Source organism: Methylomonas sp. ZR1 (assembly GCF_013141865.1).
GTDB lineage: Bacteria > Pseudomonadota > Gammaproteobacteria > Methylococcales > Methylomonadaceae > Methylomonas.
In genome coordinates this window covers 4,563,973-4,587,260 of the sequence record NZ_RCST01000001.1, presented here as the reverse complement: position 1 = coordinate 4,587,260, position 23,288 = coordinate 4,563,973, and the positions used below count along the sequence as shown (strand labels likewise).

The 23,288-nt window shown below is 48.8% G+C and carries 21 protein-coding genes and 1 rRNA gene; 6 read left to right on the top strand and 16 right to left on the bottom strand.

Features of this window, described 5'->3' with window-relative positions; translation table 11 throughout:
- Positions 1-23: 23 nt before the first annotated feature.
- The 11 genes from DDY07_RS20855 to DDY07_RS20805 all read right to left on the bottom strand — a co-directional run bounded on the left by DDY07_RS20855 (position 24) and on the right by DDY07_RS20805 (position 10,955).
- Positions 24-1,557, bottom strand: a 16S ribosomal RNA gene (locus DDY07_RS20855).
- 401 nt (positions 1,558-1,958) lie between these two features.
- Positions 1,959-2,852 (bottom strand): tyrosine recombinase XerC, encoded by an 894-nt coding sequence (gene xerC / locus DDY07_RS20850; RefSeq protein WP_171697298.1) that lies wholly within the window; start codon positions 2,850-2,852, stop codon positions 1,959-1,961.
- A 5-nt stretch (positions 2,853-2,857) separates the two neighbouring features.
- Positions 2,858-3,547 (bottom strand): DUF484 family protein, encoded by a 690-nt coding sequence (locus DDY07_RS20845; RefSeq protein ID WP_171697297.1) that lies wholly within the window; start codon positions 3,545-3,547, stop codon positions 2,858-2,860.
- On the bottom strand, positions 3,544-4,374 hold the full coding sequence (gene dapF, locus DDY07_RS20840) for a diaminopimelate epimerase (RefSeq protein ID WP_367650893.1): 831 nt from the start codon (positions 4,372-4,374) through the stop codon (positions 3,544-3,546). Before dapF ends, DDY07_RS20845 begins: the two co-directional genes overlap by 4 nt.
- A gap of 2 nt (positions 4,375-4,376) precedes the next feature.
- The gene (lysA, locus tag DDY07_RS20835) at positions 4,377-5,627 is read right to left on the bottom strand and encodes a diaminopimelate decarboxylase (protein ID WP_171697296.1); all 1,251 of its coding nucleotides are present in this window, start codon (positions 5,625-5,627) and stop codon (positions 4,377-4,379) included.
- 3 nt (positions 5,628-5,630) lie between these two features.
- Positions 5,631-5,756: a lipoprotein gene (locus DDY07_RS20830; RefSeq protein WP_084153286.1), complete on the bottom strand. Its 126-nt coding sequence runs from the start codon at positions 5,754-5,756 to the stop codon at positions 5,631-5,633.
- A gap of 142 nt (positions 5,757-5,898) precedes the next feature.
- Complete coding sequence (gene pilQ / locus DDY07_RS20825; RefSeq protein WP_171697295.1) at positions 5,899-8,142, bottom strand: type IV pilus secretin PilQ; 2,244 nt, start codon at positions 8,140-8,142, stop codon at positions 5,899-5,901.
- Between the two features lie 2 nt (positions 8,143-8,144).
- A complete protein-coding gene (locus tag DDY07_RS20820) occupies positions 8,145-8,702 on the bottom strand; it encodes a pilus assembly protein PilP (protein WP_101052641.1) in 558 nt (185 codons plus the stop codon).
- Positions 8,699-9,325 (bottom strand): type 4a pilus biogenesis protein PilO, encoded by a 627-nt coding sequence (locus DDY07_RS20815; protein WP_033156771.1) that lies wholly within the window; start codon positions 9,323-9,325, stop codon positions 8,699-8,701. Before DDY07_RS20815 ends, DDY07_RS20820 begins: the two co-directional genes overlap by 4 nt.
- Positions 9,322-9,894, bottom strand: coding sequence for a PilN domain-containing protein (locus DDY07_RS20810; RefSeq protein ID WP_033156772.1), 573 nt, complete (start codon positions 9,892-9,894; stop codon positions 9,322-9,324). Before DDY07_RS20810 ends, DDY07_RS20815 begins: the two co-directional genes overlap by 4 nt.
- Entirely contained in the window at positions 9,894-10,955 is a 1,062-nt protein-coding gene (locus tag DDY07_RS20805) for a pilus assembly protein PilM (protein WP_020483743.1), read from the bottom strand. Before DDY07_RS20805 ends, DDY07_RS20810 begins: the two co-directional genes overlap by 1 nt.
- A 210-nt stretch (positions 10,956-11,165) precedes the next feature.
- On the opposite strand from DDY07_RS20805, the gene DDY07_RS20800 reads away from it, so the two are divergent.
- The gene (locus DDY07_RS20800) at positions 11,166-13,529 is read left to right on the top strand and encodes a PBP1A family penicillin-binding protein (RefSeq protein ID WP_171697294.1); all 2,364 of its coding nucleotides are present in this window, start codon (positions 11,166-11,168) and stop codon (positions 13,527-13,529) included.
- A 71-nt stretch (positions 13,530-13,600) separates the two neighbouring features.
- Here DDY07_RS20800 and rpmE read toward each other — a convergent pair whose 3' ends face one another.
- Entirely contained in the window at positions 13,601-13,801 is a 201-nt protein-coding gene (gene rpmE, locus DDY07_RS20795; protein ID WP_081607938.1) for a 50S ribosomal protein L31, read from the bottom strand.
- Positions 13,802-14,109: 308 nt separating this feature from the next.
- The gene (locus DDY07_RS20790) at positions 14,110-15,489 is read right to left on the bottom strand and encodes an MFS transporter (protein ID WP_253734561.1); all 1,380 of its coding nucleotides are present in this window, start codon (positions 15,487-15,489) and stop codon (positions 14,110-14,112) included.
- Positions 15,490-15,545: 56 nt separating this feature from the next.
- On the opposite strand from DDY07_RS20790, the gene DDY07_RS20785 reads away from it, so the two are divergent.
- Positions 15,546-15,755: a hypothetical protein gene (locus DDY07_RS20785; RefSeq protein ID WP_171697293.1), complete on the top strand. Its 210-nt coding sequence runs from the start codon at positions 15,546-15,548 to the stop codon at positions 15,753-15,755.
- Here the strand turns inward: DDY07_RS20785 and nhaD are convergent.
- Entirely contained in the window at positions 15,752-17,059 is a 1,308-nt protein-coding gene (gene nhaD, locus DDY07_RS20780; protein ID WP_225587310.1) for a sodium:proton antiporter NhaD, read from the bottom strand. The two genes, DDY07_RS20785 and nhaD, sit on opposite strands and share 4 nt — an antisense overlap.
- Before the next feature lie 212 nt (positions 17,060-17,271).
- Between nhaD and DDY07_RS20775 the strand changes: the two genes are divergently transcribed.
- Together DDY07_RS20775 and DDY07_RS20770 are read left to right on the top strand one after the other, a co-directional pair.
- On the top strand, positions 17,272-18,924 hold the full coding sequence (locus DDY07_RS20775; protein ID WP_171697292.1) for a nitrite/sulfite reductase: 1,653 nt from the start codon (positions 17,272-17,274) through the stop codon (positions 18,922-18,924).
- Positions 18,911-19,366 (top strand): DUF934 domain-containing protein, encoded by a 456-nt coding sequence (locus DDY07_RS20770; protein WP_171697291.1) that lies wholly within the window; start codon positions 18,911-18,913, stop codon positions 19,364-19,366. The genes DDY07_RS20775 and DDY07_RS20770 overlap by 14 nt, the downstream gene beginning before the upstream one ends.
- A gap of 110 nt (positions 19,367-19,476) precedes the next feature.
- Here DDY07_RS20770 and DDY07_RS20765 read toward each other — a convergent pair whose 3' ends face one another.
- Together DDY07_RS20765 and DDY07_RS20760 are read right to left on the bottom strand one after the other, a co-directional pair.
- Positions 19,477-20,841, bottom strand: coding sequence for a S41 family peptidase (locus DDY07_RS20765; RefSeq protein WP_171697290.1), 1,365 nt, complete (start codon positions 20,839-20,841; stop codon positions 19,477-19,479).
- Positions 20,842-20,878: 37 nt separating this feature from the next.
- The gene (locus DDY07_RS20760) at positions 20,879-22,111 is read right to left on the bottom strand and encodes a murein hydrolase activator EnvC (protein ID WP_171697289.1); all 1,233 of its coding nucleotides are present in this window, start codon (positions 22,109-22,111) and stop codon (positions 20,879-20,881) included.
- A 369-nt stretch (positions 22,112-22,480) separates the two neighbouring features.
- Here DDY07_RS20760 and DDY07_RS20755 point away from each other — a divergent pair, with 369 nt between their 5' ends.
- Both DDY07_RS20755 and DDY07_RS20750 read left to right on the top strand, forming a co-directional pair.
- Positions 22,481-22,792: a helix-turn-helix transcriptional regulator gene (locus DDY07_RS20755; RefSeq protein WP_033156780.1), complete on the top strand. Its 312-nt coding sequence runs from the start codon at positions 22,481-22,483 to the stop codon at positions 22,790-22,792.
- 35 nt (positions 22,793-22,827) lie between these two features.
- Positions 22,828-23,262, top strand: a complete 435-nt coding sequence (locus DDY07_RS20750) for a rhodanese-like domain-containing protein (RefSeq protein WP_171697288.1) — start codon at positions 22,828-22,830, stop codon at positions 23,260-23,262.
- The last annotated feature ends 26 nt before the right edge of the window (positions 23,263-23,288 follow it).

Here is a 23,288-nt window from a genome sequence, read left to right as displayed (position 1 = left end):
CGTGTAACGGTGTGCCGTCTTTGTAAGGAGGTGATCCAGCCCCAGGTTCCCCTAGGGCTACCTTGTTACGACTTCACCCCAGTCATGAATCACAAAGTGGTAAGCGCCCTCCCGAAGGTTAAACTACCTACTTCTTTTGCAACCCACTCCCATGGTGTGACGGGCGGTGTGTACAAGGCCCGGGAACGTATTCACCGCGGCATTCTGATCCGCGATTACTAGCGATTCCGACTTCACGCAGTCGAGTTGCAGACTGCGATCCGGACTGGGACCGGCTTTTTGGGATTCGCTTACTCTCGCGAGTTCGCAGCCCTCTGTACCGGCCATTGTAGCACGTGTGTAGCCCTACCCATAAGGGCCATGATGACTTGACGTCGTCCCCACCTTCCTCCGGTTTATCACCGGCAGTCTCCCTAGAGTTCCCGGCATGACCCGCTGGCAACTAAGGATAAGGGTTGCGCTCGTTACGGGACTTAACCCAACATTTCACAACACGAGCTGACGACAGCCATGCAGCACCTGTCTCAGAGTTCCCGAAGGCACTCCGCTATCTCTAACAGATTCTCTGGATGTCAAGGGTAGGTAAGGTTCTTCGCGTTGCATCGAATTAAACCACATGCTCCACCGCTTGTGCGGGCCCCCGTCAATTCATTTGAGTTTTAGCCTTGCGGCCGTACTCCCCAGGCGGTCAACTTAATACGTTAGCTCCACTACTAAGTTCTTTAAGAACCCAACAGTTAGTTGACATCGTTTACGGCGTGGACTACCAGGGTATCTAATCCTGTTTGCTACCCACGCTTTCGTACCTCAGCGTCAGTTTTAGTCCAGGGAGCCGCCTTCGCCACTGGTGTTCCTTCAGATCTCTACGCATTTCACCGCTACACCTGAAATTCCACTCCCCTCTACTAAACTCTAGTTGCCCAGTATCAAATGCAGTTCCCAGGTTAAGCCCAGGGCTTTCACATCTGACTTAAACAACCGCCTACGCACGCTTTACGCCCAGTAATTCCGATTAACGCTTGCACCCTCCGTATTACCGCGGCTGCTGGCACGGAGTTAGCCGGTGCTTCTTGTATAGGTAATGTCAGTCTACCGGGTATTAACCGATAGGTATTCCTTCCTATTGAAAGTGCTTTACAACCCTCAGGCCTTCTTCACACACGCGGTATTGCTGGATCAGGCTTTCGCCCATTGTCCAATATTCCCCACTGCTGCCTCCCGTAGGAGTCTGGGCCGTGTCTCAGTCCCAGTGTGGCTGATCATCCTCTCAGACCAGCTACGGATCGTCGCCTTGGTAGGCCTTTACCCCACCAACTAGCTAATCCGACATAGGCTCATCTATTAGCGCCAGGCCCGAAGGTCCCCAGCTTTCCCCCGTAGGGCGTATGCGGTATTAGCGTGAGTTTCCCCACGTTGTCCCCCACTAATAGGCAGATTCCTATGCATTACTCACCCGTCCGCCACTCGTCAGCGCCCGAAGGCCTGCTACCGTTCGACTTGCATGTGTTAAGCATACCGCCAGCGTTCAATCTGAGCCATGATCAAACTCTTCAGTTTAATTTTAACTTGTCACTAAATAAGATTAGTGACCAATCTTGACTCGACTACAGAACATCTTTTCTTGCGAATTGACGTGGTGTCTGTGTCGACTATTTTTAAACAGCACATAGTCGCTACACATACCCACACAAATTATTTCGATTTCGTTTGTTAAAGAGCCAGAGCATTTCGCCCTGTTGAGCCGACATATTTTACAGCGTTTTCAGTGTTTGTCAAATTTATTTTTAAGTCGCTTCAAAAACCGAAACCAAAAAAACAAACCCGCCAATCAACAACCTCAAACCCGCCGAACTAAGCCGACCGCTTCACCACCAAAACTTAAAAGCCAGAGCAGTGAAGAGCCGCTCATTCTAATCACACAACATACTCGCGTCAAGAACTTTTTTATTCAACAGCCTTCAACCCTTGCGCGAGCGCGGATGTGCTTGATCATAAACAGCCGCTAAATGTTGAAAATCCAGGTGCGTGTATATCTGAGTAGTCGATATATTGCTATGCCCTAACAACTCTTGCACAGCCCTAATATCTTTACTGGCTTCAAGCAAATGGCTTGCGAACGAATGCCTCAACATATGAGGATGAAGGTGCTCGGCTATTCCGTTTTTTTTGCCCCAACGATCCAATCTAAGTTGCACGCTTCTTTGAGATAATCGAAGCCCCTTCAGGGAAACAAACACTGCCTGCCACTCCCCATCAGGCCGACTTGCCAGCCAAACCTTAAGCGCATCAAGTGCTTTACTACCAACCGGCAATTGCCTTTGCTTGCCGCCTTTACCAAACCGCACCCTCAAAAAGCCTTCGCTAAGATTGATGTCTGACAAATCAAGCATTACCAACTCGCTCAGTCGCAACCCAGATGAGTAAAACAATTCAAACATCGCCAAATCGCGGATTTCCAAAATCGAATCCGGCGTCGCATTTAACATCCCCACAACCTGATCGACATCCAAAACATGTGGCAGCCTTTTTGAAACTTTGGGCGCTTGCACATGCTGGGCAGGGTTATGCTCCACTTGCTTGGCTTTAAGTAAAAATCGATAAAAACTGCGTAAAGCAGCGAGTTCGCGCTGAATCGTCTTGCTACCGATACCGTTTTTATGACGCCCGGCAATATAATTCCGTACATCACGATCCTGAACTTGCTGCCAAAACATGAGCTCTTGCCCAGAGCAAAAACTTTGAAAACGTTTTAAATCCCTTTGGTAGTTTGTTGACGTATGATCTGCAACGCGCTTTTCCGAAACCAAATAGCGAAAATACCGCAGCAAGGCCTCATCCGCTTCGGCATGCATGACAATCAATCCGTTTGGTGTAGCAATGATATAAGACGAGTCCCGATAATCTCACTCATTTGAGTAAGAAATATGCTGCCCATACTATAGTGAAAGCGCGACTCATCGCGACTGCCGATCGCCAACAACCCATCAAGCTGCGTAAACACCATAGGAATGATCGCACACGAGCGAACTTCCGCGGCCACGTCGCCAAACAAAAACCTCGCTTGCGCTAAGGTCGGCCGACCGCATTTCGGCTGGTTTGTGGTTAATTCATTGGAAAAATGCTTCAAGTTAGCATCATCAGCCCCAACGAATAAATTACTGATAGGCGAGAGCGGTTGTTCTTTGATGATTTTAATGGATACGAAATCAGTGAAAAAACATTCAGCCAACACCTCACTTAAATTTGCTACCGCGTCCTCCAGGGTATTTGCTTCCAACATGGCCAGAGTCAACTCATGCATGCGATTGAACGAAGCGTCATTTTCCCGGGCAATATCGATCAACGCGGTCAATTGATTTTCTTGCTCCTGATGCTTCGCCCGAAAAATTTCAAGTTGCTTGGATATTAGCGATATTGCATTACCACTGGGATGTGGGATATGCATCTTCTCCAGCAAATCCAAATGATTTTGGAAAAACTCGGGATGTTCTTGCAGATAGGCCTTAACGAGGGCTTCGGTCAATAAGACTTTTGGTTCACTGCTCATAACTTTATTTGTCCTTCGAATACCGTAGTCGCGGCCCCCGTCATCATGACAGGATGACCACTACCAAGCCAGCTAACGATTAATTCCCCGCCAGGCAGTTGAACCTGAACATCCTGCTCCAACAAACCTTGCTCGATACCGGCCACAACAGCAGCGCAAGCCCCGCTGCCACAAGCCAGCGTTTCGGCTGCGCCACGCTCGTAAACTCGCAACTTGATTTGTCGACGATTAACAATTTGCATGAAACCAATATTAGCTCGCTCCGGAAACAGCTCATGACTCTCCAACCTAGCGCCGATAGATGAAACGGGCGCGCTGATCACATCATCAACCTGGATAACCGCATGAGGATTCCCCATAGAAACAGCTGCGAATGCAACTTCTGTGTCCGCCAAAGTCACTTTATATAACGTGGACTGTTCGGAAACCTTTAGCGGTATTTGCTCAGGCTCCAGTGCGGGAACTCCCATGTCAACGGTGATCAAACCGCCCGCATCGAATCGAAGCGTCAGTTGTCTCGCGTCTGTATCAACAATAATTTCGTCTTTATTACTTAATCCTTTGTCGCGCACAAAGCGTGCGAAGCAACGCGCACCGTTTCCACATTGCGCAACCTCGCTACCGTCAGCATTGAAAATCCGGTATTTAAACTCGGCGTTATCGCTAACCGGCTTTTCCACCAATAACAATTGATCGCAGCCCACGCCAAAATGGCGATCCGCCAAAAATCGAATCTGTGATGTCGTCAATTGTATTGGCTGGTTTATAGCGTCGATCACGACAAAATCATTGCCCAAGCCCTGCATTTTGGTGAAATTAATCATCATCGCTACTCAGGTAAAAGCTGCTCGCCAACCCATAGTTGCTCCAGAGTTTCTCGGGATCGAATAAGATGCGTTTTATCGCCATCCACCATTACCTCCGCCGCTCGTGGCCTCGAGTTATAGTTTGAACTCATCGTAAACCCGTAGGCTCCCGCTGAACGAACCGCCAATAAGTCGCCTTGTTTCAATTTTAACGACCGCGCCTTGCCCAGAAAGTCACCGGTCTCGCAAACCGGCCCCACGATGTCCCAATCCAACTCGACCTGATCGCTTTCGGCATTCGCCGGAATGATTGCCTGCCACGCCCCGTATAAAGCCGGCCTAACCAGATCATTCATCGCCGCATCGACAATGGCAAAGTTTTTATTGTCTGTTGGCTTAAGGTACTCCACTCTGGTTAACAATATTCCCGCATTGCCGACGATGGCGCGCCCCGGCTCCAATAGAATTTCAAAGCTCCGTCCCGCCAAACGCTGCAGCAGAGCTGAAATATATTCAGAAGGTTGCGGTGGGTGCTCATCGCGATAACAAATACCCAGCCCGCCTCCTAAATCGAGATGGTGCAATTCAATACCTTCCTCTTGCAGCTCATCGACTAACGCCAACACCCTATCCAATGCATCCAAAAACGGCACTGTTTCAGTTAATTGAGAGCCAATATGGCAATCGATACCGACTATTTGGATATTCGGCATCTGCGCGGCGCGCCGATATTCATGAATGGCTTGCTTGATATCGATCCCGAATTTATTTTCTTTCAAGCCGGTGGAAATATAGGGATGCGTCTTAGCATCAACATCCGGATTGACCCGGAAAGACACGGGAGCAATAACACCCAGCTCACCGGCTAAACGGTTGATCCGATCAAGTTCGCCACTGACTTCAACATTAAAACAGCGTATACCTATTTTCAGCGCCGCTAAGATTTCGTCCTCGCGTTTACCGACACCGGAAAACACAATTTTGTCAGGACTGCCGCCCGCAGCTAGCACGCGCTGCATTTCGCCAAGCGACACGATGTCGAACCCAGACCCAAGTCGCGCCAGCACGTTGAGAATCGCAATATTTGAATTGGCTTTTACGGCATAACAAATAAGGTGCGGGTGCCCGGCAAAGCCTTGATCGAAGGCTTGCCAATGCCTCTCCAAGGTCGCACGCGAATAGACATAGCAGGGAGTACCGTAGTTTTCGGCAATTTTGTCAACAGGAATGCTTTCGGCAAACAGCTCGTGTTGCCGATAATTAAAAAAATCCATGGTTTATTTATCTTGTTTCGGTACGTAAATTGGCGGCGGGCTATCCGGCATATATAAGGGCCCGGTTTGACCGCAGGCTTGCAACAACAGCGCCCAAAGAACTAGAGTTAAAATTTTGTTTGTCGTCATGTTCGTAACGATTATCGGGTGAATGCGGAATATAGCATAGCCGACAGCTTAAAAGAACGAACGCAAGACAGCCAACCAATCTCGGCAAGCCACAAAAAAAAGGGGCATGAAGCCCCTTTTTGTCGCTAGGCCAGACGAAGACTCACTTTATCGTCATCGACTCTTTCACCACTTTAGGCGTAATAAACACCAACAACTCTTTTTTGGTATCGTTTTTTACACTTTTCTTGAACATCCAGCCAATCACCGGCAAATCCGACACCCAAGGCACAGTATTATAAGATTCCTGAACAGTCGACTCATAGATGCCGCCCAACACTACCGTCTCGCCATCTTCAACTTGAACTTTGGTTTTCAACTGCCGGGTATCGATAGGTACCGTTGCGTTACCGCCTGTAGCCAAAGGTGTTCCCGGCGAATCTTTTTTGATGTCGAGCAGCATGATAACACTGCCGCTTGGCGTAATCTGCGGCGTGACATTCAGCTCCAACACCGCATCGACCAGCTCCGTCACCGGACCAGTCGCCTGACTTTGGGTTTGATACGGAATCTGCACACCTTGTTTGATTGAGGCTTGTACCATGTCGCTAGTCATTACCCGCGGATTGGATACCAACTCGCCTTTACCATCGTCTTGCAATGCACTGATCTCTAGGTTCAAAAGATAATCCGCTCCGCGTGCCAAGGTCAAGGCCAAAGCACCTCCGCTGGAAGCTGCCAATGCAGATCCCAAATCCGACAGAATTTGCGAATTTTCGCTGGTTTCCGCACCACTGGCCGTCATTCCGTATTGCGTTCCGCTATTTACGTCGGCTTTATGAGCCACCCCAAATTTGGTACCCAAGTTCTGCGCAAACGAAGTATCCGCTATGACGATTCGCGATTCGATCAACACTTGGCGCACAGGCACGTCCAATAGTTTGATCATTCTGCGTACATCTTCCATAGCCTTTGCCGTATCCTTGACAATCAGCGTATTGGTTCTGGCATCGACAATCGCCGTACCGCGTGGCGATAGCAATCGCATACTTGCTGGACCGCCACCTTGGCTATTCTGGCCGGAACCGGCCTGTTGCGACGCGACGGAACTACCACTACCACCGCCGCAACCACCACCTCCGCCACTGCTTGCACCTGCACCGGACTGACCACCTTGCGAGCTATTCCCCACCCCCATTAATACACCGCAAATCTCCCCTGCTTTTGCGTAATTGATCTGAATATTTTCGGTTTTTAACGGTTCCAACTCTTCGAATATTTTTTTCGAATCCAGCTCCTCCTGCTCGATTTTCATGATCTCAGCAACCGGCGCCACCATCACCACATTGCCGTTCTGTCTTTTTGCCAAACCTTTGGATTTTAAAATCAACTCCAACGCCTGATCCCAAGGTACATCGTTCAATCTAAGCGTGACATTGCCCGCCACCGAATCAGCAGCAATGATATTCAGCTCGGTAAAGTCGGCCAGAATTTGCAACACCGAACGCACTTCAATATCTTGAAAATTCAATGACAACTTATTGCCGATATACGGGAATTTTTCTTTTTGCTGCGCTTCTTTTTCCGCCGGTGTCAACGGCCGAAACTCAACCGTCAATAAATTATCGGACTGATAGGACGAGTAATCGTAATTACCATTGTTGGGTGTTATGACAATGTTGACGCTATCGCCTCTGGGAGAGGCTTCGATTTTTTGTACAGGTGTCGCAAAATCGGATACGTCAAAACTTTTAACTAAAGACTCCGGCAACTTGGTGTTTAGGAAACTTAAAACCACTTTACCGGCATTTTGTTTAGCGTCCACGACAGTATTTGCCGCAGATAAACCCAGTAGCAAACGTCCCTCACCGTTTGGCCCGCGTCGAAAATCAATACTTTTTATGTTTTGTTCCGGCAAAAATTTACTAATCACCGAATCCTTCGCGACAGGCGCTTGCTGTACGGCTCGGTTTACCGCAGCAACGGTCCCGCTGGACTTCAACACCACATAAAATTTATTGCCCTCGATTTTGGTTTCGTAAGGCACTTTTTCTACCAAATTGATAATAACCCGAGTCCGCCCCGAAGCCTCAACCACATATACCGTGCCTGCAGCACCTTGATTGATCGGAAAGCTTTTTTTTGCCAGATTACTTTTTACGCCGGCAAAGTCCAATGCGATTCTGGAAGGTTTATCGGTCTGAAAGATTTTCGGCTCCACTACCGGAGCATCCATTTCCAGTTGCACTTGCACTTGGTTTCCGGCCAAGGTGGAAAACTCTAAGTTGTTTATCGCTCGGTCGTCGGCGTGCACCAGCGCAACATGCACAAAACAACTCAGCAACACTGAACACCAGAAACCGAAGCCGGCCACTTTCCATCCGTTTTTATTTTGTTTAATACTCATTTCTATAACCCTTTTTCATCGGCCAATGCTAGTGAAGACTGTTGTTCGCGCCAAGTGCCCGGTTTATCAGGTACGATTTCCATTAGCTCTATTTTGTCGTCAAGAATACGCAGTATCTTGCCGTAATTTTGCCCCATGTGATGCCCAACCTGTACGCGGTGGATAGTCCCATCTCTAGCTCTTACCAAACCCCAATAGCCTTTGTCGTTACGTAGCGTTCCAACCATGCGCAGACTGTCCAGAGGGTAGGCTTCCAACTCTTCCTTCCGGCGTTCTATATCAGGTCTAATACCGTTGATACCGGAGACGTCGACATTGCTATCGTCATCTTTTCTTTCAATTGACCTAAACGGATCCCTCAATCCATCGGGCTTGAATATAAACGATTCAACCACTTTAATTTCAGGCAAGGGTTCGATAGCAGACTTGGGACGAGCTTTTACCTCTTCAATATATTTGGTCAAATCGCTGACATCGTCGCCACCGCATCCGACCATCCCAACCAAAAGCAAACTCAACATCGGCAGGGTCGGAAAAACTTTCACACCGACGCACCTCATTGTCCTCTCCTTTTCTTAGCAGCCGGTCCGCCGGCGGCTTGCGCTGTTTCGCCCTCGTTATAGGTTTTTATCGTTGCCGTCATGCTCATACCATCTTTGCCTTCTTTACCCATCGGCGTCATGACCACATCGTGCACCGTCACAATCCGGGGTAGGGAAGCTAAACCGCTGACAAATAGTCCCAGCTCTTCATACTTCCCGACGACATGGATACCAATTGGTAATTCGGAATAAAACTCTCTGTTAATTTCGGTACTGGGTTGGAACAATTTAAACTCTAGGCCACTTGCCAATCCGGTTTGGGAAATATCAACCAACAAGCTGGCAACTTCAGCTTTGGTAGGCATCTGCTTCAGCATCTCACCTAGCGACGCTTCGATTTGATCCAGCTGATCGCGGTAATCCTGGAGATTGACAGCCTTTTTTTGCTTAACTTCAAACGCACTTTTCAAACTCTCTTCTTGTTTTTCAAGCACATCCAATTCATCCAACTGCGGCACCGTCACAAAGTAAATGCCAGCCGCCGCTGTTAATACCGCAAACATAAGAATGACGATGATTTTTAGTGGCGTTGGCCAGCTGCCCGCCGAATTAATGTCCCAATTGATTTCAGACAAATTCATTTGACGGCTCCTGGTTGAGGCTTATCGACCTTCTTACCTTGCTTGGCAGTTAGGGTGAAGTCATTCATCTGCCCATCCTTCTTACCCTCGCCCTTGATAACAGTCAGTACCGAGGTATTCATCCACGGCGAGTTATCGATAGCCCGCATATAAGCGGACACCCGCGCATTCGATTCCGCCTTCCCATCCAGCGTCAAAACCGCTCCTGCCTGGGCAAACTTCGTCAGGTAAATACCATCCGGCGTGGTTTTGGCCAATTCATCGAATAAATGCACCACCTCGGGACGGCTTTCCTGCAACTTTTGGATGACTTCAATTTTGGTCAATAACCGGTTTTTCTTATCTTCAATTTCTTTGATTTCTTGAATTCGCTTATCCAAGATGGCTATTTCGTTTTGTAGTAGCGTGTTTCTGCGGGTCTGATACTCTTTGATCCCTTCGATATACATATAGACCACGACCAAAATCAGTGCTGTCACCAAAATACCGGCACCAATACCCGCCACAAAATCCTGCTGCTTTTTTTTACGCAGCTCTTCTCGCCAGGGGAGTAAATTAATTCTTGCCATTAATCGAAACTCCTTAGCGCTAAACCGCACGCTATCATCATCGCAGGCGTATCGTTGCTCAGACTTTGCGGTTTGACCCGATTAGAAAGCGCCATATTGATAAATGGATTGGCAATGTAAGAAGGGATGCCGAGGTCGCGTTCCACCAATTTGTCCAAACCCGCGATTGACGCGCAACCACCGGCAAGTACCAAGGCATCGACGCCGCGATTGGCGCTAGAGGAAACAAAGAATTGCAACGATCTGGCGATTTGCTGCAACATGGCTTTTTTGAAGGGCTCCAGCACATCCGTGACGTAATTGTCCGGCAAGCCGCCGTGCTTCTTGGCCAAACCGGCTTCTTCATACGACAGGCCATAGCGGCGCTGAATCTCTTCAGTTAGCTGTTTTCCGCCAAAGCCCTGCTCCCGGGTATAAACAGTTTTACCTTCATGCAGAATGTTCAGAGAGGTCATGGTTGCGCCAATATCGGCAATGGCGACAGTCATATTGCCGGCACCTTCCGGCAACTGATCGGCCAACAAGGAAAACGCATTTTCCATCGCGAAAGCTTCCACATCGACGACGACAGCCTTAAGGCCGGCATAGGCCAGCGCAGCCACCCTGTCTTCAATGTTTTCCCGTCGAGAAGCCGCCAGCAACACATCAACCATATCCGGGTTATTTTTGGTGATACCCTGAACTTCGAAATCGAGATTAACCTCGTCCAGCGAATAAGGAATGTATTGATCCGCTTCCACCATGATCTGCTCCTCCATGTCCCTGTCGGACAAGGAGGCGGGCATCGAAATGATTTTGGTCATCACCGAGGAACCGGCAACCGCAACGCTCGCCTGCTTTGCCCGAGTACCGGATTGCTTGACCGCCGCTTTTATTACCGCGCCGATTTGCTCTATATTGGTGATGTTCTTATCGACTATCGCATCTTGAGGTAAGGGCGCCACCGAGTAACTTTCTACCCGGTAACGAGCACCGACCCGGCTCAATTCCAACAATTTAACCGCAGCTGTACTAATATCCACACCCAGCACAGCCGACGGATTCCTGCTCAACCAGCTCATGAATGAACCCTTTTTAGATCGAATATGATTGAATTTGGCTCAAGCATGCTCAGACGAGGTGCAGAACCCACATGGGTCAGAAGTATAGTAGGTTTTTTTAATTTCATCCTCTTAGATAAACCACTTTATAAGTAACTTTAGGTTGTTCCTATTATCAAAAGGGTTTATTTTGACCGGCAATTTGTATTTTAGCAGTGCGTTTGAATTTCAGTGCCCATTAAGAAAGCTCCCAAACCCAAGTCTCTGATCAAGACACTTTTTAAGTGGCTGGCCTTCTTCTTTTTCGCTTTTATCGGCACATTTCTGATCGCCACTTATTTTTTCCTAATCGAACTCGATAAGGAACTGCCGGACATCGACCAGTTACAACATGTTCAATATCAAATGCCGTTGAACATCTACAGCCAAGACAAGCTATTGATAGCTCAGTTTGGCGAGAAGCGCCGAATCCCGATCAACATTGAGCAAGTACCGCCGCAATTGATCAAAGCGTTTATCGCTGCGGAAGACGACCGCTTTTACAAACACAACGGCGTGGATTTCAAAGGCCTGCTGCGAGCGGTAAGCCAATTAGCCCTCACCGGCAAGAAGCGCCAAGGCGGCAGCACCATCACCATGCAAGTTGCCCGCAATTTCCTGCTGAGTAACGAAAGAACCTATTTACGTAAGCTCAAGGAGATCATTCTTGCCCTGAAAATAGAGCGGCAATATTCCAAAGATCAGATTATGGATCTTTATTTGAACAAAATTTATATGGGTCAACGTGCCTATGGCGTCGCAGCAGCCGCACAAACCTACTACGGTAAAGATATTTCCGAGTTAACTCTGCATCAACAAGCGATGATTGCCGGCCTGCCGAAAGCGCCGTCCATTTACAATCCCATAGCCAATCCTCAGCGCGCTATAGAGCGACGGAACTACGTGTTGCGCCGAATGCTGGATTTAAACTATATAAGCCAGAGCGATTACGAAATTGCCGTGCAAGCAGTTGATAATGCGGAGATTCAGCCGATAAATGTCGAGCTACAGGCGCCATACATCGCGGAAATGGTTAGGCAAGAAGTTATGTCCAAGTATGGCGAGACAGCCTATACCTTGGGTTTGAAAATTTTCACCACCGTCCCTAGCCAATTTCAGTTAGCCGCAGAAGACGCTTTGCAAAAAACCTTGCATGAATATGACGAGCGCCACGGCTATCGCGGTTTTCCACATAAAAATACACAAAAAGGCGGCGCTCAACTGACCGACAACGTTATCGGAGACACTCGGCAAGCCCTGATAACAGCAGTGGCCGATTCCGGGGTTACCGCAAGACTTTATGACAACACACAGATTGTCATCGCCTGGAAAAATATTGAATGGGCAAGACCTTATCCGGAAAAAAATATTGGCTCCGCCAAGGCTTTTCTTAAACCGAACGACATCATCTGGGTTAGAGAATTAGCAAAAGACGAATGGGCGCTGACGCAGATTCCGGGAGCTGAGGCTGCTTTCGTAGCACTCAATCCTAACAATGGCGCGATTCTGGCACTATGCGGCGGCTTTGATTTTTATCACAGCAAATATAACAGGGCTACGCAGTCCAAACGCCAGCCTGGCTCGGGATTCAAGCCTATTATTTATACTGCCGCCTTGGAGAAAGGCTTCACTGCGGCCAGCATCATTAATGACGCCCCCATCGTAATCGAGGACCCTTCGCAAGAAAACGATTGGCGTCCGGAAAACTATAGCCGCCGCTTTCTGGGGCCGACATCATTGCGGGTTGCGCTCCGGGAATCGATCAATCTGGTCTCAGTGCGATTGCTGCAGGAAATCGGAATACCTCAGGCAATCGATACAGCTATGCGCTTTGGTTTCGATAAAGAACAATTACCCGGCACACTGTCTCTGGCTTTGGGTAGCGGCTATGCATCACCGTTGCGTATGGCGTCGGCCTACGCGGTCTTTGCCAATGGCGGTTTTTTGGTAAAACCCTACCTCATCGAACGCATCGAAGATCACAAAGGTAACCTGTTGTTCCAGGCCAACCCACCCCTGGCATGCGCCGATTGCCCAGACCAAGACCCACCGTCACCAAACCGCGCGCCGCTCGCTATTTCAGCAAAAATTAATTTCCTGGCAAACAGCCTGCTGAGAGATGTTGTACAGCGCGGCACGGCAACTCAGGCCAAACAATTGGGCCGTAACGATTTGGCGGGTAAAACAGGCACCACGAACGAACAGAGAGACGCTTGGTTTAACGGTTTTGCTACCGATATAGTGGCATCTGCATGGATAGGCTTCGATAATTCATTACCACTTGGACATGGTGAGACTGGCGGCAAAGCCGCCTTACCGATGTGGATTAAATTCATGAAAGCCGTACAAGAAAATTTCCCTGAAAAACCATTAACCCAACCGAATGGGATAGTCCAGGCTTACATCAACCCAGCAGACGGGTTATTGCTAGATCAAGAAGCGAGAGGAGGCATTTGGGAATATTTCAGCGAAGAAACCGTACCAACGGCAAAATCGGCACCAAAAACTGAAGAACCCGAAGAGGATGAATTATTTGCAGAAGAAGCGTTATTTTAAAACACTTCGTATAACGGGGAAGAATCTGGCCGCCAGTTGACCGACGGCCGAACAAGACTTCTCGAAAACTATTATTTTCCGAATTTTTTGCGGAATTTATCAACACGGCCCGACGTATCAACGACGCGTTGTTTACCGGTATAAAACGGATGGCAAGAAGAACACACCTCAATGTGTAAATCAGAAGCCAGCACAGAACCGGTTTGAAAAGTATTGCCGCACCCGCAAGTAACGGTAATTTGTTTATATTCTGGATGTATTTCTGGTTTCATAGCGCTCACATACCCGTTCCGGGCTACATACTTGATAGAGAACTGCTTATGATACGATCTCGGCAAGCAATCTGCAACACAAAAACAAAGTTAAACACTAACTTAGCGCCTCAGACCATCACCACCACTCACCAGTCCGTGTCAATAACATTACTAAAACCCTACAGTCCACCTGAGCCTTGAAATCTCCCTCAATAACGGCATCACGAACAGACGCTCAGAACAAGGATAGCGCTTTTAAAAACCTACTTACTATTTCGTGTAATTTGCTATCAAATCAGGCGCTATCGATACTTTGGTCACAAGAACTATCGCTTGATGTTCTGCACGCGCCAAAGCAGCAGCAACAGCAGCAGCGGCGGTAATGCGGTCAGGCCAGTAGCCACAAACGCAGTAGCATAGGCTCCGGGTAACCCGTATATGGGCGTGAGCGTTTCGACCGCAACCCCGGAGAATCCTTTCAGGAATTTGCCAAGCAAGGCGTAAGTTGACGACAGCATGGCGTACTGAGTGGCGGTGTAGCCCAAACTGGTCAGGCTCGACATATAAATTACCAAGGCGACGCCCGCGAAGGACTGGGCAAAAGCGTCGAGCGTCATGACTGCGGCGAAAATCGCTGTGTCAGCGTTGACGCTGAGCAAGGCGAATGCCGCCGTGCCACACCCCTCGAACACAAGCCCCGCGATCAGCGTTGGTAACAGGCCGAATCGCACGGCACTGAGACCCGCCGAGGCAATACCGAAAAAGGTTGCAACCAGCCCGAATGAGCCTCGCACCCAGGCCACCGTGTCCTTGGAAAGCCCGAGATCATGATAATACGGGTTGTACATTGGCCCCATCACGAAATCAGGCAGGCGATAGAGCGCCACCATCAGCAGCATAAGCAGTCCTGCAACCTTGTGATTGACGAAAAAGTCGATAAACGGGCCGATGATCGCATCGGCGAGGCCGCGCAAGGTCCATAGCGGAGACTTCTGGCGCCGCACCACATCAGCGCGGGCTGGCTCAGAGGCACACAGGGTTGCTACGGTGCAAAGTGCCATCAATACCGCCATGGCAACATACGACATGCTCCACCCGACACGGGCCGCCGCAGCAATGATTAAGGCGTCAGTAATAATGAGAGCGACACGGTATCCGACCTGCGCTGCCGAAGTCATCAACCCCGCGTCGGCGTCGTCGGACGCGGATTCGATTCGCCAAGCGTCGATGGCGATGTCCTGCGTAGCTGACGCGAAGGCCGTCAACAACGCAAAGACTCCAATAGCCGCCAGCCCGCCTGCTGTCCCGACAGCGGCCATACCCAGCAGACCGATGGCGATCAAAATTTGGCACAGCAGTATCCAACCGCGACGACGCCCCAGACGGCCCAGCAGCGGCACATCGATATGATCCACCAGCGGCGACCAGTACACCTTAAAGGCGTAAGCAAAGCCAACCCAGGACATGAAACCGATGGCAACCAGGCTCGTGCCGTCATCCCGCAACCAGTAGCCAAAGGTGTTGGCTGTCAGCAGGAAGGGCAAGCCCGAGGCAAAGCCCAGCGCCAACATGACGGCCACCTTAGGCTGCTTGAGCTCATGAAACACTTCCAAAGCGGAGCGCTTGCGGCGCACAACGAGGGTTGATTGGATTGTCGGCGACGGCTTATCTGCCGAATTAGGGGGGACGGGCGTCGGTGTGCTCATGCAGGAATAGTACTCTAATCGAGTAAGGCCCTACGCCCACCAGAATGAAAAAGCTTATGACCGATAGAGAAACCTGTCCATCGACCAGCCAAACCGATACAGGCGAAGAAACCAACGAGAAAGGAAGTCCGGCTGAAACCGAGAAATACCACACTCAGAACACGCCACTGCGTAAAAGTAGAGAAAGCGCTACGCCAACTATCAATAGTCTTTGTCACGCGCTTTCCCTTACTTTATTGCAGTTTTATCAAAAATCGACGAATTAACCGTTGATCAGATAGTGGGTAACGATACTCGCCGCATAGCCTGCAGCAATAACCGGCGTCCACTTCAAGTGACTGAAGAAGGTGTATTTGTGATTGGATTGCCCCATCAACGCTACGCCTGCCGCAGAACCCACCGAGAACAATGAACCACCCACACCGGCAGTCAATGTCACCAACAACCATTGATACAAATCCATATCCAGATTCATATTCAGTACCGCGAACATCACCGGGATGTTATCAACTATTGCTGAAATTATACCGACCAGGATGTTGGCGGTGGTTTGACCCAAGCCGTCGTACATCGCGCCGGACAACAATTCGAGGTACCCGATATAACCTAAACCACCTACCGCGAAGACCACACCAAAGAAGAACAGCAACGTATCCCATTCAGCTTCCTTTACGCGATCAAATACATCAAGATGCACCGCATCAGCTGAGGCGAAGCGCATCTTTATGTAGTAGATGAATAACATCAATATGGACAACCCTGCCATCATGCCCATGAACGGTGGCAAATGCAGAAATTGTTTGAAGCTGACCGCCAAACCGATGGTAACGCCGAACAAACCGCAAACCACCCAACCACCGGGCTTCAATTCAACAGCAGCCTCGTTGGTTGCTTTCGGCTGACCACTTGGAATCGCTTGCGCCATGAAGAAGGCGGGCACGACGAAATTGACGACAGATGGAATGAACAACTTGAAGAAATCGAAAAACTCAGCATAACCGGCTTGCCACACCATTAATGTAGTGATGTCACCGAATGGGCAAAACGCGCCACCGGCATTTGCCGCGATCACCAAGTTGACGAAACCGATAGAAACGAATTTTTCGTTATCCGCGCCCACCGCCATCACCACGGCGCCAACCAGCAGAGCAGAAGTCAGGTTGTCAGCTACCGAAGACAGGAAGAAGGTAATGATGCCGGTGATCCAGAACAATTGCTTGTAGCCAAATTGTTTACGAATCAACCAGGAGCGCAGCGCTTCAAACACATTACGTTCCGCCATGGTGTTGATATAGGTCATCGCCACCAGCAAGAACAACATCAACTCTGCGTACTCTTTCAAATCATGTTCGAAAGCTTTATGCAGTTCTTCACCGGAAACACCGGCCTCTTGAGCCAATATCGCCACATGCCCCCAAATGACGGCAGCGGCAAAGATAACCGGCTTGGATTTACGCAAATGCGTAAATTCTTCTGCCATCACAAATCCATAGGCCACCAAAAAGATCAGAACGGTATAAATGCCCCGCTCCGTTCCGGTTAAGCCGAGATTGTGAAACTCTTCAGCCATGGCGATTTCCGGCAAAAACAGCAAGCCGGCCAAAATTAACAGTAAGCGCAACAAGATAGCCCCCTTTATCCTCTATGTTTTAGTCATTATTGAAAGCGGAAAAAACTAACCGGGCATGTTATCACCATACAATATTCTTTGTCATTTAATCCCGGCCAGTATATTATTCAGATACCTAGCAAAATAGTATGTAAACCAAGCATCGCCCTTAAATGTATCAATATAACAAGCAAGATCAAACACTTATAGAAGAGCGCGTTAACGAGTTTCGCGGACAAACCCAACGTTTTTTAAACGGCGAACTCGGCCCGGACCAATTCAGAGCCTTGCGACTGATGAATGGTTTGTACGTGCAAACCCATGCCCCCATGCTCCGTGTTGCAGTGCCGTATGGATTGCTTTCGTCCAAGCAATTACGCAAACTGGCTTCCGTCGCCCGAGACTATGACAAGGGCTATTGTCATTTCACAACCCGCCAAAACGTGCAATACAACTGGCCGGAACTTAGTCGGGTGCCCGACCTGCTTGCCGAACTGGCGACCGTGCAAATGCACGCCATTCAAACCAGCGGCAACTGCCTGAGAAATACAACCTCAGACCCCTTAGCTGGCGTCTGCAAAGACGAAATCGAAGATCCGCGCCCCTACTGCGAAATCATCAGACAGTGGACGACACTGCATCCGGAATTTGCTTTTCTGCCGCGCAAATTCAAGATCGCCGTTAGCGGCGCGGCGCATGATCGCGCCGCCGTGCAATTTCATGACATTGGCGTCTATTTGGTTAAAAACGAAGTTGGTGAAATCGGCTTCAGAATTTTGGCCGGCGGCGGCCTGGGCAGAACTCCCATCATTGGTCAAACCGTTAGACCTTTTCTTGAAAAACAACATCTATTGTCGTATTTGGAAGCGATCTTACGGATCTACAACCTATTCGGCAGGCGCGACAACAAATATAAAGCGCGCATCAAAATCCTGGTCAAGGAAACCGGATTGGAGAAATTTACCGCCATGGTCGAAAAGGAATGGCTACGCATTAAGGAAGATATGATCCTGAGCAATGAACGCATTGAGGAAATCAAAGCGCAGTTTTTACCACCCGCTTACGATCCTAGCGCTGCCAATGACACCGCCCTGACCGCGCAGTTGGCCGACAACACCGATTTTGCAAAATGGTTTAAATACAATACCGTCGAACACAAAATCGCCGGCTATCGCGGCGTCTACGTTTCACTAAAAGCCCCGGATTCTCCTCCTGGCGACATGACTGATAAACAGCTTGAAGCGGTAGCAGATTTGGCCGACCAATTCAGCTTTGGCGAAATTAGAAGCACTCATAGACAGAATTTGGTCTTGGCTGACGTGAAACAAGCCGACCTGTTGACAGTATGGCAGCAACTAAACGTCATTAAATTGGCTACACCCAACATCGGCACCGTCACCGACATGATCTGTTGCCCGGGCCTGGATTTTTGCTCGCTGGCCAATGCCGGCTCTATTGGCGTAGCAAAGGAACTCAACGAAGCATTGGATGATTTGGATTACATCCACGACATCGGCGACATCAAAATTAATATGTCTGGCTGCATGAACGGCTGCGCCCATCAAAGTGTCGGCCACATCGGCATTCTGGGCGTCGATAAACATGGTGAGGAGTGGTATCAAATCACCTTGGGCGGCTCTTCTGAAAACGAAGCAGCGATAGGCGAACGCCTGGGACCATCAGTTCCCAAAGACCAAATCACCTCGACCATCACAACGATATTAGACGTTTACATCAAGCAACGCCTTGAAGACGAAGCATTTTTAGAGACCGTCAAGCGTGTTGGCCTGGAACCATTCAAAGAAAGAGTTTATGCAAATCATTAAAGATCGACAGTTGGTAGAAAACACCTGGACTTTTGTTGCCGACGACAATCCGTTACCAGAAAATGGTGACATTACAGTCACATTAGCGCGTTGGCTGACAGATAGAGAACAACTACTCAAACGCTCCAGCCAAACCGGCGTTCGGCTCATTCCCAGCGATCAAATTGAACCGCTGACTAACGACTTAAGCAAAATTGGCGTGATAGAACTTAATTTTCCGATATTCGGCGATGGCAGGCTTTTTTCGCAAGCACGCTTACTAAGGAGCCGCGACGGCTATCAAGGGGAAATTAGAGCCGTCGGCGATTATCTGCCTGATCAGGTATTTTATTTGGCGCGGGTGGGCGTGAATGCGTTTGAGTTTTCTGACCCAAACCATATTCAAGAGGCTCTGGCAGCCATGAACAATTTCTCAGTACGCTATCAGGCATCGACAAACTAAGCCAAAACCGGCGACTTGTCTTAAGTACCTGACAAGAAACAAAAGCCACACAATAAAAAACCCGCTTGACGAATATCGTCAAGCGGGTTTTTCTTTGCCCTATATCTGAGCTACTTTTTCATAATGCTGATACCTTTCAGCAGATTCAACGCTTCATGCAAAGGATAGTCGCGAATTTCCGCTTCTGAAGATTCGTTGGTATCGCCATCTTTTTCAGACGGGTCTTTCGCATCATCTTTATCCTCTTCTTCGGATTTTTTCTCCGGCTTCGCGTTACCGTTAGTCAAGTGGTGCGTCAGATCGGCTTCTTTAATCGACTCGATCTTAGCTTTTTCCAATGATTCCAGCTTAACTCTCGCCAAAGTCACATCAGGCTCGATGCCCTGCGCCTGAATTGAGCGACCGGAAGGCGTGAAGTAGCGGGCTGTAGTCAATTTCACCGCGGCACCGTTGCTGGTCGGCAGAATGGTTTGCACCGAACCCTTCCCGAAAGATTTTTCACCCATGATGATGGCTCGTTTGTGATCTTGCAACGCACCAGCAACAATTTCGGATGCCGATGCCGAACCGCCATTAATCAACACCACAATCGGCGCACCATTAATAATGTCATCCGGTGTTGCACTAAAACGCATTTCTGAGTTTTTGATTCTGCCTTCGGTGTAAACGATCAAACCGGACTCGATAAACGCATCACTGACATCAACAGCAGCATTCAATACACCGCCGGGGTTATTACGCAAATCCAGCACAATACCTTTCAGTGGGCCTTCGTTTTCTTTTTTCAGCTCCTCGACCGCATCCAACAAACCTTGACCGGTACCGGATTGAAAACTACTGATCCTCAAGTAACCGTAATTTTTTTCCAGCAGTTTGTTTTTAACACTTTTGACTTTGATGATGTCGCGGGTCAAGGTAAATTTCAGCGGCGCTTCTTCGCCTTCCCGAACAACAGTCAACACGATGTCGCTACCTGGCTCGCCACGCATAATTTTCACTGCGTCAGCCAGAGTCATGCCTTTAACCGGCTTGTCATCCAAGCGTACAATCAAATCGCCCGCCTTGATGCCGGCGCGCTGAGCAGGTGTATCATCAATCGGCGAAACGACTTTAACAAAGCCATTTTCCATACCCACCTCAATTCCCAAACCGCCGAACTGACCAGTGGTGCCTTCTTGCAACTCTTTATATTCTTCGCTAGCCAAATAAGCCGAGTGCGGATCAAGGCCGGACAACATACCGCGAATCGCATCTTCCAACAGTTTTTTGTCGGATACAGGCTCGACATAATCCTGTTTGATACGCCCGAATATCTCGGTAAATGTCCGCAACTCATCAAACGGCAAAGCCTGTAAATCATCTACCTTGGTCGAAACAGGTGCTTCCTTTTCCGCCAGGACACTGCTGCACAAACTCAGCGTCGCACCCAAAATAAACCCGACCAATAAAATCACTATATTTCTGTTTTTTAGCATGTGTTTTAAAACTCCAACAACCTGTTCCTGTAAATGATTAACCCTTGCCCGGCTTACGGCACCATTGCTCGGGATCTATGGGCCGACCTTGTTTCCTAATGCCGAAGTACAATGCCGCATCAGCACGCCCCCCGCTACGCCCAACCGAAGCCAATATCTCACCGGCTCTAACATGCTCTCCCACGCTTTTATGCAAGCTTTGATTGAATGCATACAAACTCATATAACCCTTACCGTGATCAACAATGATCATCAAACCATAACCCCGCAACCAATCGGCGTAAACAACTCTCCCGGCATTGACCGCATGAATATCGGCACCTTCGCGAGCGCTAATCACCACGCCGTCCCAGGTTGTTTCGTAGCGGCGACTGCCGAAACGATCGGTTATCGCCCCTTGCACCGGCCAAGGCAGCTTTCCTTGCAACTCGGAAAAAGAAAGACCCGCCGGTTCGCGAACAGGATTGACTTCGGATTTTTTTGGCGGCTCGGGTTGTTCGACAGGCTTTTCGTGCTTATCAAGCACGCGCTCCGGTGCAACCGCTGGTTCATTATCATCAGTTTTCTGCAATGATGCTACCAAGGCTTGCAATTTTTTCTCGTCACGCATCAAGCCAGCCAGCAGGGCACTTTTCGACGCATAGTCTTGCTGAATGTCGGCAAGCAAGGCTTCTCGCTGTTTTTTCAGCGTCTGCATCGCCTCGGTTTCTTGTTGTTTCTTGTCGAGAGACACTTGCAATAACTGAGTTTCCGTGTCTTTTTGGGCTTCCAACTGCCGCAAAACCTTGAAATCCTCAGCCATGGCCTGAAGCTTTTGTAAGCGGGCCTTACTAATGTAATCGTAGTAAACCAACATGCGACTCGATAACGCGGGATTACGTTGGTTAAGAATAACTTTCAGCCCTTCTTTATCGCCACCCATCGCATAAACCGACTTAATCAGCCCCTCAAGTTCCTTCTCCTGACTACGCATGTCTTTTTGCGTGGCAACGCTTTTATTCCGAACTTCCTGCAATGCCTGTTCTTGCTGCCTGATTTCAGCTTTGATAGCTCGCAGACTATTCGCAAGCTCCCCGTATTGCCGCTCCAGCTTTTGCAACTGCTCTAACAACCGAGACTTTTCAACCCCCAGGCTTTTGACGTCATCGCCAACTTGCTGGATTTGCGATTTCACTTCTCCCAAGCTACGGGCATTTACGGGGTCGCCCTTAGCCGGCAATGCGCAGACAATCGCAATCCAAGCGATCAAAAAATATTGGTAAACACGCATCAACTAGGCTACCAGCAATAACCGTCCAATCATTTCCGCGGGGAGCAGCGATAACGGTTTTGCTAGACTGACCATTTATTACAGACTCCAAACATTAGTTTTGCGGGCGTTAAGGCAGATAAAATTTGGCCTAGTCAAAAAACGAGCCAACCCAAGCAGCTCCGAGCTATTTTCCCAAGCCTCTAGCCGAGGGTATTGAACAATAAAGCCCACTCTGTTAGATTTGCTCACCTTTTATTGCGTTAGCGCAAGCGATTAAACCCACTTGCGCCGTAGCGACATTATACCAGCACAAGGGTGTCGTCATAGTTCGAAAAGTGCCATTGCTCTCTCACTGCTCTTAACTTTTGCCACAATCATCGTTATTAAATGGAAGACAAAAACGATACCATCCTCTACGACGACAACGATATTAATCGGGCCGCGCGCTGCTTGAAAGCGATGTCTCATCCGTTGCGCCTGAAAATCCTTTGCGTACTCGGCAATAACTCGATTAGCGTACAAGAGATCGTTGAGCAAGTTGGCACGAGTCAAAGCAATATTTCCCAGCACTTGGCAATACTGCGAGACAAGGGCATTCTCGATTACAAAAAAGAAGCCAATCGGGTTTACTATTTTATCGACGATGAGCGTGTAACACACCTGATTCAAATGATGCGCAGCGTTTTTTGCGGCACGTAAACAGCATTCAATAACCACTAAAATAAACCCACGCGATGGACCAATATATAGAATTTGCCACCAATCACTATTTGCTAGCATTCTCGCTGGTATGCGTTATTTTTTTGCTAATCCAGGATTTGCTCGCGAACTCATTCAATAAGTACGAAAGCATTTCTCCGTTGATTGCAGTCACCAAAATGAACAGTGACGATGTCGTTGTGCTTGACGTGCGAGAAACCAACGAATTCGCCAAAAGCCACATCGAAAACGCGATCAACATTCCCTTAGGCAAAGTAGAAGAACAACTGGGCTCTCTGGAAAAGCATAAAAATCATCCTATGATCGTGACCTGCCAGACTGGTGCCCGCTCGGTAGCCGCTTGCAAAACACTGACCAAAGCAGGGTTTGAGCATGTATTCAATATGACGGGCGGCATGCAATCCTGGGAAGATAACAAGCTCCCCATCAAAGTCAGCAGTAAAAACTAAAGATTAATCAACCAACCTTAACAAGT